Source organism: Streptomyces hokutonensis (assembly GCF_042751305.1).
GTDB classification, from domain to species: Bacteria; Actinomycetota; Actinomycetes; order Streptomycetales; family Streptomycetaceae; genus Streptomyces; species Streptomyces hokutonensis_A.
Map to the genome: position 1 here is coordinate 56759 of NZ_JBHYWD010000003.1, position 13743 is coordinate 70501.

The 13743-nt window shown below is 69.5% G+C and carries 12 protein-coding genes; 4 read left to right on the forward strand and 8 right to left on the reverse strand.

What is annotated here, in order from left to right; all coding sequences use genetic code 11:
- The first annotated feature begins 124 nt into the window (after positions 1-124).
- Positions 125-2701 carry an ATP-dependent Clp protease ATP-binding subunit gene (locus tag ACFXC1_RS10140; protein WP_381241228.1) on the forward strand — a complete coding sequence of 859 codons (2577 nt, stop codon included), beginning with the start codon at positions 125-127 and terminating at the stop codon, positions 2699-2701.
- Here ACFXC1_RS10140 and ggt read toward each other — a convergent pair.
- Complete coding sequence (gene ggt / locus ACFXC1_RS10145) at positions 2685-4487, reverse strand: gamma-glutamyltransferase (RefSeq protein ID WP_381241229.1); 1803 nt, start codon at positions 4485-4487, stop codon at positions 2685-2687. The two genes, ACFXC1_RS10140 and ggt, sit on opposite strands and share 17 nt — an antisense overlap.
- Before the next feature lie 143 nt (positions 4488-4630).
- Here ggt and ACFXC1_RS10150 point away from each other — a divergent pair, with 143 nt between their 5' ends.
- Together ACFXC1_RS10150 and ACFXC1_RS10155 are read left to right on the forward strand one after the other, a co-directional pair.
- Positions 4631-5386: a hypothetical protein gene (locus tag ACFXC1_RS10150; protein WP_381241231.1), complete on the forward strand. Its 756-nt coding sequence runs from the start codon at positions 4631-4633 to the stop codon at positions 5384-5386.
- A gap of 116 nt (positions 5387-5502) precedes the next feature.
- Complete coding sequence (locus tag ACFXC1_RS10155) at positions 5503-7071, forward strand: alpha/beta fold hydrolase (RefSeq protein WP_381241232.1); 1569 nt, start codon at positions 5503-5505, stop codon at positions 7069-7071.
- A 36-nt stretch (positions 7072-7107) separates the two neighbouring features.
- Here ACFXC1_RS10155 and ACFXC1_RS10160 read toward each other — a convergent pair whose 3' ends face one another.
- The 5 genes from ACFXC1_RS10160 to ACFXC1_RS10180 all read right to left on the reverse strand — a co-directional run bounded on the left by ACFXC1_RS10160 (position 7108) and on the right by ACFXC1_RS10180 (position 10804).
- Positions 7108-7965, reverse strand: coding sequence for an amino acid ABC transporter permease (locus ACFXC1_RS10160; RefSeq protein ID WP_381241233.1), 858 nt, complete (start codon positions 7963-7965; stop codon positions 7108-7110).
- Complete coding sequence (locus ACFXC1_RS10165) at positions 7962-8606, reverse strand: amino acid ABC transporter permease (protein WP_381241234.1); 645 nt, start codon at positions 8604-8606, stop codon at positions 7962-7964. The genes ACFXC1_RS10160 and ACFXC1_RS10165 overlap by 4 nt, the downstream gene beginning before the upstream one ends.
- Before the next feature lie 11 nt (positions 8607-8617).
- Entirely contained in the window at positions 8618-9523 is a 906-nt protein-coding gene (locus ACFXC1_RS10170) for a glutamate ABC transporter substrate-binding protein (protein WP_381241236.1), read from the reverse strand.
- A 17-nt stretch (positions 9524-9540) separates the two neighbouring features.
- The gene (locus ACFXC1_RS10175) at positions 9541-10284 is read right to left on the reverse strand and encodes an amino acid ABC transporter ATP-binding protein (RefSeq protein ID WP_381241237.1); all 744 of its coding nucleotides are present in this window, start codon (positions 10282-10284) and stop codon (positions 9541-9543) included.
- Between the two features lie 112 nt (positions 10285-10396).
- A complete protein-coding gene (locus ACFXC1_RS10180) occupies positions 10397-10804 on the reverse strand; it encodes a DUF6278 family protein (protein WP_381241239.1) in 408 nt (135 codons plus the stop codon).
- Between the two features lie 148 nt (positions 10805-10952).
- Between ACFXC1_RS10180 and ACFXC1_RS10185 the strand changes: the two genes are divergently transcribed.
- A complete protein-coding gene (locus tag ACFXC1_RS10185) occupies positions 10953-12221 on the forward strand; it encodes a lipase (RefSeq protein ID WP_381241240.1) in 1269 nt (422 codons plus the stop codon).
- A 19-nt stretch (positions 12222-12240) separates the two neighbouring features.
- Here the strand turns inward: ACFXC1_RS10185 and ACFXC1_RS10190 are convergent, their stop codons facing one another.
- Together ACFXC1_RS10190 and ACFXC1_RS10195 are read right to left on the reverse strand one after the other, a co-directional pair.
- On the reverse strand, positions 12241-13020 hold the full coding sequence (locus tag ACFXC1_RS10190) for an exodeoxyribonuclease III (RefSeq protein WP_381241241.1): 780 nt from the start codon (positions 13018-13020) through the stop codon (positions 12241-12243).
- A 30-nt stretch (positions 13021-13050) separates the two neighbouring features.
- The gene (locus ACFXC1_RS10195) at positions 13051-13695 is read right to left on the reverse strand and encodes an MBL fold metallo-hydrolase (protein ID WP_381241242.1); all 645 of its coding nucleotides are present in this window, start codon (positions 13693-13695) and stop codon (positions 13051-13053) included.
- Positions 13696-13743: the final 48 nt, after the last annotated feature.

Below are 13743 nucleotides of genomic sequence, written 5' to 3' on the forward strand. Positions count from 1 at the left end.
TTTCGGGGGCGCGGGGCCTTGTCGATCTGCGGCTCCGCCGCGTGGGCGCGACCAGCCACAGCGCCACCGCTCCCGCAAGCCATCTGCACATGCCTCACGCAGCGCTCCGTGCAATGGTGGATTGATGACCAATGGCTACATACCACCTGAAAACGACCCCTTCGAAGACTTCCTTGCCCGGTTCTTCGGGGGAGCCGCGGGGGGAGCCGCCCGCCCCGGTCCACGCGACGTAGACATAGGCCGCCTGCTCAGCCAGCCGGCCAGGGACCTCGTCCGAGGCGCAGCCCAGTACGCCGCCGAACACGGCAGCCACGACCTGGACACCCAGCACCTGCTGCGCGCAGCCCTGTCCGCGGAGCCGACCCGCGGTCTCCTCACCCGCGCCGGCGCGGACCCCGACTCCCTCGCGGCGGAGATCGACGCGCGCTCGGGACCGGTCCAAGCCCCGGAGGGCACGTCGCTCGCCCTCACCCCGGCCGTCAAACGCGCCCTCTTGGACGCCCACGACCTGGCGAGGGCGGGCGGCGCCGGTTACATCGGCCCCGAGCACGTGCTCGGGGCGCTCGCCGCGAACCCGGACTCCGCAGCGGGCCACATCCTGAACGCGGCCCGCTACGCCCCCACGGGCCTGCCGCCCGAGGCACCGGACGGCGCGCTGCCCCGTACCGACCAGCCCCGCCCCACCGGCACCCCGACCCTCGACAAGTACGGCCGCGATCTCACCGACCTGGCCCGCCACGGCCGTATCGACCCGGTGATCGGCCGCGACGAGGAGATCGAGCAGACCATCGAGGTGCTGTCCCGGCGCGGCAAGAACAACCCGGTGCTGATCGGCGACGCGGGTGTCGGCAAGACCGCGATCGTGGAGGGGCTGGCGCAGCGCATCACGGACGGCGACGTCCCGGACGTGCTGACCGGGCGGCGGGTGGTCGCCCTCGACCTGACGGGCGTGGTCGCGGGCACTCGTTTCCGGGGCGACTTCGAGGAACGGCTGACGAACATCGTCGGCGAGATCGGCGCCCACTCGGACGAACTGATCGTGTTCATCGACGAGTTGCACACCGTGGTCGGCGCGGGCGGTGGCGGCGAGAGCGGTTCGATGGACGCCGGCAACATCCTCAAACCGGCCCTGGCGCGCGGCGAGTTGCACATCGTGGGCGCCACGACGCTGGAGGAGTACCGCCGGATCGAGAAGGACGCGGCGCTGGCCCGCCGCTTCCAGCCCATCCTGGTGCCCGAGCCGACCGTCGCGGACGCGATCGAGATCCTGCGCGGACTGCGCGACCGCTACGAGGCGCACCACCAAGTCCGGTACACCGACGAGGCGTTGGTGGCGGCCGTGGAGCTGTCGGACCGCTATCTCACCGACCGCCGGCTGCCCGACAAGGCGATCGACCTGATCGACCAGGCGGGCGCGCGGGTCCGGCTGCGGGCGCGCACGAAGGGCACGGACGTACGGGCCCTGGAGCGCGAGGTGGAACAGCTCTCCCGCGACAAGGACCAGGCGGCGGCCGACGAGGACTACGAGAAGGCCACCCAGCTCCGGGACCGAATCGCCGAGTTGAAGGTACGGCTGACCGAGGCCGGCGGCGAGGACACGGGCGACGAGGGCCAGCACCTGGAGGTCACCGGGGAGGCGATCGCCGAGGTGGTGTCACGGCAGACCGGTATCCCGGTGAGCAGTCTCACCGCGGAGGAGAAGGACCGGCTGCTCGGTCTGGAGGAGCATCTGCACCGGCGGGTCGTCGGCCAGGAGGAGGCGGTCCGGGTCGTGTCGGACGCGGTGCTGCGCTCCCGCGCCGGACTGGCGAGCCCGGACCGGCCGATCGGCAGTTTCCTGTTCCTGGGCCCAACAGGCGTAGGCAAGACGGAACTTGCCCGCGCGCTCGCCGAGGCGCTGTTCGGCAGCGAGGACCGGATGGTCCGCCTCGACATGAGCGAGTACCAGGAACGGCACACCGTGAGCCGTCTGGTCGGCGCCCCGCCCGGCTACGTCGGCCACGAGGAGGCCGGTCAGCTCACCGAGGTCGTACGCCGACACCCCTACTCGCTCCTCCTCCTCGACGAGGTCGAGAAGGCGCACCCGGACGTCTTCAACATCCTGCTCCAGGTCCTGGACGACGGCCGGCTGACCGACGCCCAGGGCCGTACGGTCGACTTCACCAACACGGTGATCGTGATGACCAGCAACCTCGGCTCCGAGGCGATCACCCGGCGCGGGGCAGGTATCGGCTTCGGGCCCGGCGGCGCCGACGCGGACGAGGAGGCCCGGCGCGAACAGATCCTGCGCCCGCTGCGCGAGCACTTCCGCCCCGAGTTCCTCAACCGCATCGACGAGATCGTGGTCTTCCGTCAGCTCACCGCCGAGCAACTCCGGCTGATCACCGAGCTGTTGCTGCAACACACCCGCCGTCTCCTGCACGCGCAGGGCATCACGGTCGAGTTCACGGACCCGGCCGTCGACTGGCTGTCCCGGCAGGGCTTCCAGCCCGAGTACGGCGCCCGGCCGCTGCGTCGCACCATCCAGCGCGAGGTCGACAACCAGCTGTCCCGGCTGCTCCTCGACGGCCGGATCGCGAAGGGCGGCCGGGTGACGGTGGATGTCGAGGACAGGCGGCTCGCGTTCCGGACGGACACGACACCGCCCGCCACGGATACGCCCCCGCCCGCCTCCGACTCACCGTCTACGGCGCCGGATTGACCACCGCAGCCGAGCCACCACCCCGCCGTACCTTCTCGGCGGCGGCCAACCACTCCCCGTTCGGCAGCCGTTGCACACCCGTCGCCGCGCCGATCTCCGGGTTGAGGGCGAAGGAGTGCCCGATGGCCTGGAGTTGCGTCTTCAAGTCGCTGTTGTAGAGGGCGGGTTCGAGATCCGTGTTGGCCGCGTTGCGCTGACTGGCGCGGGGCGCGGCGATCGCGTCCACGAGCGGCAGCCCCCGGTCGAGGAACTCGGTGAGGGTCTGGAGCACGGTGGTGATGATGGTCGCGCCACCGGGTGAACCGAGCGCCACGACCGGCTTGTTGTGCTTGTCGAGGACGATCGTCGGCGAGATGGACGAGCGCGGGCGCTTGCCCGGGCCGGGCAGGTTCGGGTCGTGGACGGCCGGGTTGGCCGGGGTGAACGAGAAGTCGGTCAGCTCGTTGTTGAGCAGGAACCCGCGGCCGGGCACGGTCATCGCGCTGCCGCCGGTCTGCTCGATGGTGAGCGTGTAGGAGACGACGTTGCCCCACTTGTCGGCGACCGTGAGGTGCGTGGTGTTCTCGCCCTCGTACGTCGTCGGAGCGGCCGTTCCGGCAGTCGTGCAGGCCGTCGGGTTGCGCGGGTCTGCGGGTGCCAGCGGGCTGGTGAGCACCGCGTCGTCCTTGATCAGGCAGGCGCGCGAGTCGGCGAACTTCTGCGAGAGGAGTTCCTTCGTCGGTACGTCCTCGAAGGCGGGGTCGCCGACCCAGCGCCCCCGGTCCGCGAACGCGATCCGGCTGGCCTCGATGTAGTGGTGCAGGTACTGGACCTCGCTCGCCTTCGAAAGGTCCGTCTTCTCAAGGATGTTGAGGGCCTCACCGACGGTCGTGCCGCCGGAGGAGGAGGGGGCGATGGAGTAGACGCCGAGTCCGCGGTACGTCGTCTTCGTGGGCGCCTGGAGCTTGGCGCGGTAGGCCGCGAGGTCCTCGGCCGCCAGCTTGCCGGGGCGGGCGTTCCAGCCGGAACTCGCGTCCACCTTCGGGGTGTTCACCGTGGCGAGGATGTCCTTGCCGAGGGCGCCGCGATAGATGTCCCCGATCCCCTTCTTGCCCAACTCCTTGTAGGTGGCGGAGAGTTCGGGGTTCTTGAAGGTGGAGCCGATGACCGGGAGTGCGCCGCCCGGCAGGAACAGCTTCGCGGTGTCCGGGAAGTAGCGGAAGCGGGTCTCGTTGGCCGCCGTCTGGGTCCGGAAGGTGTCGTCGACCGTGAAGCCGTCGCTCGCGATCCGCTCGGCGGGCTTGAGCACCGTAGCGAGCTTCTTGCTGCCCCACTGGTCGAGCGCCGTCTGCCAGGTGGCGGGCGTGCCCGGGGTGCCGACGCCGAGGCCGCTGCTGACGGCGTCGGCGAAGGCGAGGGCCTTGCCGTTCTCCACGAAGAGGTTGGAGTCGGCGGTCAGCGGCGCGGTCTCGCGGCCGTCGATGGTGTGCACCGTACGGGACTTGGCGTCGTAGTAGACGAAGTAGCCGCCTCCGCCGATGCCGGAGGAGTAGGGCTCGGTGACGCCGAGCGCGGCGGCGGTGGCGACGGCCGCGTCGACCGCGTTGCCGCCCTTCTTGAGGACCTCGATACCGGCGGCGGTGGCGTCCGCGTCGACGCTCGCCACGGCACCGCCGTAGCCGACGGCGACCGGAACCTTCGTCGGTGTGCTGCTGCTCGTCGCGGCGGGTGGGGCCGCGGCCCCGACCGACACCACGGCGGCCGAGACCGCCAGGACCGACAGTTTCCGTGCCACAGGGCGACGCATCCGTACCTCCAGTCCAGAACCGTCCGCGCAGCGTATCCACCTGGCACGGGCCCCGACAGACCGCTTCCGGCCGCCGCCACACGAACGTCACACGTCGAACACCGGTACGTACCAGCCACATCGGGCCGCTAACATGCGCGCCCATGAATGACGACGTGCGCAACATCGTTCTGGGCGTGGTCGCCGCCGGCCTCAGTGCCGCGCTCGGCTGGCTCGCCCGCACCTACCTGTGGAAGCGCAGACTCCGGCGCAAGCAGGCGTTCTTCGGGCTGCCCGACAACTCCGAGTCGCTGCTCGTGGTCAACCGCGAGGCGGGCGGCCCCGAACTCACGGTGATGCGGCACGACGTGTTCGCGCTCCTCGAACTCGCCGCCCTGATCAAGGACTGCAACGCGCACGCCCAGGTCGTCGCGCACGACGCGACCCAGCAGGGCTTCGGGGAGCGCACCGAGTTCTGCGTGGGCGGCCCGGCCTCCAACCGCCGGATGGCCGCACATCTGGCGTCCCTGCTGCCCGGCATCCGCGTCAACGTCGACCCGGAGCCGGGCCCGGACCGGGGCGCGTTCCAAATAGGCAGCGAACGCTACCGACTTGAGCCGGGGAAGGGCGAGTACGTGCTTCTCGCCCGGCTTACCGCCGGTCAACTGGGCGGCGCCCGGCCGGTGTTCCTCTTCTGCGGCCAGCGCGCGATCACCAACCAGGCGGCGAGCCGCTATCTCGCCCGCAACCACGAGAAGTTGGCCCGCAAACACGGGAGCAACACCTTCGTCCTGCTGCTGAAGGTGGTCAACTCGCAGGCGTACGGCCCCGATGTGGTGGAGCTGGTGGCGGACGTGACCCGGGCGGCGGAAACGCCCCTGCCTGCACCGGCACCACGGAGTTCGCACCGCGCCTCCTGAAGTCACACACACTTCAACAATCGTTACTGGCACGTAACTTACCCACGGGTTACCTCAGGTAAAGGGCTGCGGTTACCGTCGGGTCACTTTGCATTGACACGTGTGAGGAGTGACCCGTGCGAAACCGTCGCCAGTCCCTGCGTACGACCGCCGCGGTCGCCGTCTCCGCGACTCTCGTCGCCGGAGGCGTCCTCGGGCTCGCCCCCGCAGCCCAGGCCGCCACGAACGGTGTCCGCTTCGTCGACATCGCGGGCGACGGCGGTACGAAGCTCGCGGCGAACGTCGTCACGCCCGCGAACGCCGACGGCTCGCACCGCTACCCCCTCCTCGTCCTGCCCACGAGCTGGGGTTTCCCCCAGGCCCAGTACCTCGCCCAGGCCGAGAAGCTCGCGAACTCCGGCTATGTCGTGGTGAGTTACAACGTCCGCGGCTTCTGGCAGTCCGGCGGCGGGATCGAGGTCGGCGGCCCGGCCGACGTGGCCGACGCGTCCAAGGTGATCGACTGGGCGCTCGCCAACACCCCTTCCGACGCGGGGCACATCGGCATGGCGGGCGTGTCGTACGGCGCCGGCATCAGCCTGCTCGCGGCGGCACACGACAAGCGGATCAAGGCAGTTGCATCACTCAGCGGCTGGGCCGACCTGATCGACTCGATCTACTCGGGCCGTACCGAACACTCCCAGGCGACCGCCCTGCTGGACGGCGTCGGCCTCGTCACCGGCCGGCCGAGCGCGGAGACGAGCCAGGTCTTCAAGGACTTCTTTGCCTCCGACCCGTCCAAGGAACAGGAGTTGATCGACTGGGGCAAGGAGCGCTCCCCCGCGACCTATGTCGACCGGATCAACAGGAACGGCGCGGCGATCATGCTCGCCAACGCCTGGGGCGACACGATCTTCCCGCCCAACCAAATAGCCGACTTCTACGGCGAGTTGACCGGTCCAAAGCGGCTGGAACTCCGCCCCGGCGACCACGCCACCGCCGAACTGACCGGACTGTTCGGGCTGCCCAACGACGTGTGGACGGACACCGAGCGCTGGTTCGACCACTACCTCAAGGGCGAGGACAACGGGATCGACCGCGAGCAGCCCGTGGAGCTCAAGTCCCGTTCCACGGGCGGCTACGAGAGCTACCCGGACTGGAAGTCGGTCGGCGCGACCCGCAAGAAGCTCGACCTCGCGGGCACGACCACCATCCACACCAACGTCGACTCGGGCGCGGACGGCGGCATCGTCTTCCTGTCCAGCATTCTCGACCAGGTCGCGCAGGTGCCCCCGGTCGCCGCGCTCCCCCTGCTGCCGCGCCGCTGGGCCGCCGTATGGCAGTCGGAGAAGTACCCGAGCGCCCAACAGGTGCGCGGCACGGTCAGGTTGCACACCACGGTCACGGACACCAAGGAGAGCGGCACCCTCGTCGCATACCTCTACGACGTGGGCCCGCTCGGCCTCGGCAAGCTGGTCGGCAACGCGCCGTACACCTGGCACGGGCAGACGCCCGGCCAGCCGTTCGGTGTGGACCTGGAGTTGTTCTCCACTGCCTACGACGTCCCGGCAGGGCATCGTCTCGCCCTGGTCGTCGACACGGTCGACCCGCTCTACATCGAGCACAACCCGACCGGCGCGCAGCTGACCTTCTCCTCGCCGGCGAACGACCCGTCGTACGTGTCGATCCCGCTGCGCGAGCAGTGATCTCCGGCTGCCGCCGGGCGGGCAAGTGCCCTCCAACTACTGCACCCGCGGCAGCAGCGTCCCTGGTTCGGCCGGGGCCACGTCCACGGCCTCGGTCTTGGGACTGCGCTGCTCCCGGCGGGACACCCAACCGGCGAACCAGGAGAGCAGCATGCACATCCCGATGTAGATCGGCGAGATCACCATCACCACGGGGATGAACGGCAAATCGTAGTCGAGGTTCGACGCGATCAGCTTCCCGGCGTGGAGAAACTCCTCATAGGTGATCAGATAGCCCAGCGAGGTGTCCTTCAGGGCGACCACCAGCTGGCTGATGATGGCGGGCAGCATGGCCCGTACGGCCTGCGGTACGAGGACGTACGACATGACCTGCGTCTTGCGCATGCCGAGTGCGAACGCGGCCTCCCGCTGGCCGCGTTCGACGCTGTTGACGCCGGAGCGGAAGACCTCGGCGAGCACCGAGCCGTTGTAGAGGGCGAGGCCCGCGACCAGTGCGGGGAGCGGCTGCACCTTGAGCGCCACGAAGATGAAGAAGATCATCACCAGGACGGGCATGGCGCGGAAGAACTCCACGACGAGCGTGGACAGCCAGCGCACGGGACGGTGGTCCGACAGCCGTCCTACGGCGAGCAGGGTGCCGAGTGCCAGTGACAGTACGGCCGCGAGCCCGAAGGCCTTGAGCGTGTTGCCGAGGCCGCGCAGCAGGAGTTCCTGAATTCCCTTGTACTCGAAGGGCATCCACTTCGTGTAGGTGAACTGGTCGGTGTCGAAAAGGAGATAGAGGATCCAGGCGAGGAGTCCGAGGATGACGGCGGTGGACGCGATGCCGTAAAGGCGGTGCCGCTTGCGGGTCTTGGGGCCGGGGACGTCGTAGAGGGCGTTGGCGGTGGTCATCGGGCGACTCCCCACTTGCTCTCCAGCACGTTGAACAGCGCGCTGATGGCGAGGGTGATGATCAGGTAGCCGAGGGCGATCCAGACGAAGGTCCAGACGATGTTGTAGCCGAGCTCGCTCAACGTCCGGTACGTGCCCAGGAGTTCGGTGACGCTGAAGGCGCCCGCGATCGCCGAGTTCTTGGCGAGCGCGATGAGGGTGGAGCCGACCGGCGCGATCACCGAGCGGAACGCCTGCGGCAGCACGACCAGTCCGAGGGTCTGCCCGAAGGTCATGCCGAGGGTGCGGGCCGCCTCCCCCTGCCCCCTGGGCACGGTGTTGATGCCGGAGCGCAGCGCCTCGCAGATGAACGCCGAGGTGTAGCAGCCGAGCGCGAGGACCGCGAACACCTTGAAGGGCAGCACGAGTCCGAAGCGCGGCAGGCCGAGCAGCACCGCGAAGAACAGCAGGGTGAGCGGGGTGTTGCGCAGCACGGTCACCCACACCGTGCCGAACACGCGCAGCGAACCGACCGGTGCGACCCGGAAGGAGGCCATCAGGAAGCCGAGGACGAGCGCCAACGCCGAGGCGTAGACAGTGAGTTCGACGGTGCCGAGGAAGCCGTCGGCGAAGGTCGAGAAGTTGTCTGTCAGTACGTTCACATCGGCCTCGCTCAGCTCGCCGGATAGCGGTCGATCGCGGGCGGGGTGGGCGCGGGCACTCCGGACAGGCCGAGCGTCGCCTCGTACGCCTTCTTCCAGTCGCCGTTCTTCTCACGGGCCTCCAACGCGTCGTCGAGGGCGAACCGCAGGGCGTTGTCGCCGTGCGGGACTCCGATGCCGTACGGCTCCTTCGAGAAGGGCTTGCCGACGACCTTGAGCTGGTCGGGGACCTTCGCCGCGTAGCCGATGAGGATCGCGTCGTCGGTGGTGACGGCGTCGACCTGGTAGGTGAGCAGGTTGTCGACACAGACCGAGTAGGTGTCGTAGGCGACGAGTTGGGCCTTGGGGTAGTCGTCCTTGATGCGCTGGTACGGCGTCGATCCGGCCGCCGAGCAGACGCGTTTGCCGGCGAGGTCCTGCGGGCCGTGGATGTCGTGCTCGTCGCTGCGCACGAGGAGCGACTGACCGGCCATGTAGTAGGGGCCGGCGAAGCCGACGAGTTTCTTGCGCATGTCGTTGATGGTGTAGGTGCCGACGTAGTAGTCGATCTGGCCGTTCTGCAGGGCGGTTTCGCGGTTGGCCGAGGCGATCGTCTTGAAGTGGACGGTCTTCGGGGCGAAGCCGAGGGAGGCCGACATCATCCTGGCGATCTCGATGTCGAAGCCGGAGTAGGTGCCGGTCGCGGGGTCCTTCTCGCCGAGGTAGGGCTGGTCCTCCTTGGCGCCGACGACGAAGTGGCCGCGCTTCTTCGCGCGCTTCCAGGTCTTGGAGTCGGGCAGCTGAAAGCCTTGCGTCACTTGGTAGTTGGGGAGTTTGCCGGCGGCCGGGCCCTTCACGGGCGGGCTGCCCTCCTTGCCGCAGGCGGTCGCGATCAGTGCGAGGAGCAGCACGAGGAGCACACGGGTCGTACGGAACACGGATCGCACTCCCCCGCTCAGTGCTTGAGGATCTTGGAAAGGAAGTCCTTGGCCCGGTCGCTGCGCGGGTTGGTGAAGAACTCCTCGGGGGTGCGGTCCTCGATGACGCGGCCGTCGGCCATGAACACGACGCGGTTGGCGGCTGAGCGGGCGAAGCCCATCTCGTGGGTGACGACGACCATGGTCATGCCGTCGTGGGCCAACTGCCGCATGACTTCCAGGACTTCGTTGATCATCTCCGGGTCGAGGGCCGAGGTCGGCTCGTCGAAGAGAAGTGCCTTGGGTTCCATGGCGAGGGCGCGGGCGATGGCCACGCGCTGCTGCTGGCCGCCGGAGAGCTGCGCGGGGAACTTGGGTGCCTGCGAGGCGAGTCCCACGCGGTCCAGGAGTTCCATCGACCGCTTGTCGGCGTCCTCCCGCCTGCGCTTGCGGACCTTGATCTGGGCCAACGAGACGTTCTGCAGAACCGTCTTGTGGGCGAAGAGGTTGAACGACTGGAAGACCATGCCGACTTCGGCGCGGAGCTTCGCGAGGGCCTTGCCCTCCTCGGGCAGCGGCCGGCCGTCCAGCTCGATCGTCCCGGACTCGATGGTCTCCAGCCGGTTGATCGCCCGGCACAGCGTCGACTTTCCCGACCCCGAAGGGCCGATGACCACGACCACCTCCCCCTTGCCGACGGTGAGGTTGATGTCCTGGAGGACATGCAGCTCCCCGTAGTACTTGTTGACGTCACGCAGTTCGATCAACGGATCGACGGCCATGCCCAGCCCTACTCACTCTCAGCTGTGTCGTGGTTGCCGCAAACTATCCACACAAGACCGGAGTTAAAGCACGACACGCACTTTTCGGGCATTAGCCGTATTTACGCCCTTCTTACTCTTCGGCGACCTCCGCGTAGAGCTGCGAGAGCTCGGGCACACCGCTCGCGGCCCACTCATGACCGGAGGCCACGACGTCGAACTCTCGCCCGGAGTCCAGCCGTACGACGGGCTGGCCGTCCGGCCGGATCTCCCAGACGGCGCCCTCCACCGTGCGCACGATCACGGTGCCCAGGTACAGCCCGGCGTCGTTGCCGAGCCAGGACACGGTCTCCTCGTCGTCGCGCCAGCGCGGCACCAGCTGGTCGAGTTCCTCCAACGAGCTTGCGGAGTCGTCGAGTTGGATGCCTTCCCGGGCAGCGTGCGAACGGAGCAGCTCGCACTCGGCCAGCGGCTCGGCGATGCCCTCGGCGTCGTGGATACGGTGCTTCTCGGCCCGGTCACCCAGGAAAGGGATGTTCATACATACAGCGTGTCATTCGCACCGCCGTACGCACCACAGGGCGTCGCCGGTGGCGTGTCAGCACCCCGGCCTCAGCGGGGGAAAGCCCCTCTGCCGAGCGCGGGTTGGCCGGATGGTGGGCGCGATGTCCTGTTCGTACCGTCGCAGTATGAATCGGACAGGCAGGATGATCGTGATGTCGTCGGTGACCGCGGGCCTCGTGGTGAGCGGTTCGGTCTCCGCGGGTGCCGTGGGAGCGGGGGCGGTTCCGGCCGCTTCGGCGCACGCCGTGCACGACGCGGGGCGGGGGCGGCTGGTGTCAGTGGTGCAGCTGCGGACACTGTCCGCGCGGCAGGTGACCGCCGAGTTGAGGAGCGACGAGGACGGCCCGGACTGGTACACCGGGAGCGTCCGCTACGGCGTGGACACGTACCGCGTGGTCTACCGCACGGTGGACGCCAAGGGCCGGCCGGCCACCGCGAGCGGGCTGCTGGCGTTCCCGCGCGGTGGTGAGCGGCGGCTGCGGACGGTGTCGTTCACGCACGGCACCGAACTCTTCAAGGGCGATGTCGCCTCGGTCTCGACGGAGGTGTGGGGGCAGGCGCCCGCCCTCACCTACGCGTCGGCGGGCTTCGCCGTCGTCCTGCCGGACTACCTGGGGCTCGGCCTCGGCTCCGGGCCTCAGGCGTGGATGGATGTGCCGTCGGAGACGACGGCCGCCCTGGACCTGCTGCGGGCCGCGGCCTCCTTCGCGCCCACGGTGGGACGGCAGTTGGGGCACGAGGTGCTCGCCACCGGCTTCTCTCAAGGGGCGTCGGCGGCCCTCGGGCTGACCCGGGCTCTTCAGGAGGGAGCCGATCCGCGCTTCCGGGTCGCGGCGGTGGCACCGGTGAGCGGCGCGTACGCCTTCCGGGACGTGGCGTTCCCGTCCCTGCTGGACGGGCGGGCGGACGCCAAGGACGGCGTGATCTACACCGCGCTCGCCCTGGTCTCCTTCAACCGGCTGCACCACGTCTACGACAGCCCGGGCGAGGTCTTCCGGGCGCCGTACTCCCGCACGATCGAGGGCCTGCTGGACGGCACGCACACCGGGCAGGAGGTCGTGGCCAGGACCCCGGCCACGATCGACGCGCTCCTCACCCGGCACGGGCGGGCACTGATCGCCCATCCGACGGGCGGACTGGCCGCCGCGCTGCGGATCACCGACGGGGTGTGCACGGGCTGGACGCCGAAGATGCCCATGCGGCTGTACTACGCCGAGGGCGACGAACAGGCCGTGAACAGCAACAGCGAGCACTGCCGGGCGTCGTTCCGCGCCCGGGGCGTCGACGTACCGCTCGTCGACCTCGGCACTCCGGAGTACGGCGGCTCCCGCCATCTGGGCTCCCAGCAGGCGGCGACGGGGGCCGTCGTACGGTGGTTCGCCTCGCTGGGCTGAGCGGGCGGGGCCGTCCCGGTCAGACGTCCAGGTCGACGACCACCGGCGCGTGGTCCGAGGCGCCCTTGCCCTTGCGCTCCTCGCGGTCGACGTAGGAGTCGGTGACGGCCTTCGCGAACGGCTCGTTGCCGTAGACCAGGTCGATGCGCATGCCGCGGTTCTTCGGGAAGGCGAGCTGGCGGTAGTCCCAGTACGTGTACGGGTGGTCGTACTTGAGGGGGCGCGGGACCACGTCGGACAGGCCCGCCTCGCGCAGGGCGGTGAGGGCCGCGCGCTCGGCCGGGGTGACGTGGGTGAGGCCCTCGAAGGCGGCCACGTCGAAGACGTCGTCGTCCGTCGGCGCCACGTTGTAGTCGCCGAGCACCGCGAACGGGCGGCTGCCCCGCGCGTCCTCCGCGACAGCCGCCTTGAGGGCCTCGAACCACTGGAGCTTGTACGCGTAGTGGGGGTGGTCCACCTCGCGGCCGTTGGGCACGTACACCGACCAGACGCGGACCGGGCCGCAGGTCGCCGAGACGGCGCGGGGCTCCTGGACGCCGTCGTAACCGGGGTCCCCGGGGAGGCCCTTGACCACGGCTTCGAGGCCTACACGGGAAAGCACCGCCACGCCGTTCCACCGGCCGGTCGCGTTGACCGCCGACTCGTAGCCCGCCGCGCGCAGCTCGTCGAACGGGAACTGCGCCTCGGCGAGCTTGGCCTCCTGGAGGCACAGCACATCGGTGCCGCTGCTCTCCAGCCAGGCAAGGAGCCTCGGCAGACGGGCGGTGATCGAGTTCACGTTCCAGGTCGCGATGCGCATGCCTCACAACCTACCGAACGGCACTGACACTCAGACCGACGCGCTGTCCCCGGGCGCCAGCCGCAGGTGCTCCGCGCCGCCGAGCGCGCCGATCTGGTGGTCGTAGATCGGGCGGGCGAGGTCCGTGAGGAGGGCGTCGTGGATGTCGTAGGCGCGCTGCGGCTTGACCTCGCGGACGTAGTCGATGACCTCGGAGATCTTGCTCCAGGGGGCCATGACCGGGAGCATCAGGGTCTCGACGGGGTGGTCGGGGACGGTGAGGGCGTCGCCGGGGTGGAAGACGCGGCCGGCGTCGATGAGGTAGCCGACGTTGGTGATGCGCGGGATGTCGGGGTGGATCACGGCGTGCAGTTCGCCGTGCACCTGGACGTCGAAGCCCGCCGCCGTGAAGGTGTCGCCGTGGCCGACGGTGTGCACCCGGCCCGGGAAGGCGGCGGAGAGCTGGTCCGCGACCGACTTCAGGGTCCAGATCTCGGCGGCCGGGTTGGCCTCCAGGCCGGCCCGCAGCCGGTCCTCGTTGAAGTGGTCGAGGTGCTCGTGCGTGACCAGGATCGCGTCCGCGCCGACCGCGGCGTCCTCCTCGGTGAAGGTGCCCGGGTCGATGACGAGCGCCCGCCCGTCCTTCTCCAGGCGGATGCAGGCGTGCGACTTCTTGGTGAGCGTGGTGAGCGTCATGGGTCCATCCTGCCGCTCCCCGGCGGTGGGCGGGCCGCTGGGGCTGGT

Coding starts and splice junctions, on each gene's coding strand:
- ACFXC1_RS10140 (WP_381241228.1), top strand. CDS start 125: ATGACCAATGGCTACATACCACCTGAAAACGACCCCTTCGAAGACTTC.
- ggt (WP_381241229.1), bottom strand. CDS start 4,487: ATGCGTCGCCCTGTGGCACGGAAACTGTCGGTCCTGGCGGTCTCGGCC.
- ACFXC1_RS10150 (WP_381241231.1), top strand. CDS start 4,631: ATGAATGACGACGTGCGCAACATCGTTCTGGGCGTGGTCGCCGCCGGC.
- ACFXC1_RS10160 (WP_381241233.1), bottom strand. CDS start 7,965: ATGACCACCGCCAACGCCCTCTACGACGTCCCCGGCCCCAAGACCCGC.
- ACFXC1_RS10175 (WP_381241237.1), bottom strand. CDS start 10,284: ATGGCCGTCGATCCGTTGATCGAACTGCGTGACGTCAACAAGTACTAC.
- ACFXC1_RS10180 (WP_381241239.1), bottom strand. CDS start 10,804: ATGAACATCCCTTTCCTGGGTGACCGGGCCGAGAAGCACCGTATCCAC.
- ACFXC1_RS10185 (WP_381241240.1), top strand. CDS start 10,953: ATGAATCGGACAGGCAGGATGATCGTGATGTCGTCGGTGACCGCGGGC.
- ACFXC1_RS10190 (WP_381241241.1), bottom strand. CDS start 13,020: ATGCGCATCGCGACCTGGAACGTGAACTCGATCACCGCCCGTCTGCCG.
- ACFXC1_RS10195 (WP_381241242.1), bottom strand. CDS start 13,695: ATGACGCTCACCACGCTCACCAAGAAGTCGCACGCCTGCATCCGCCTG.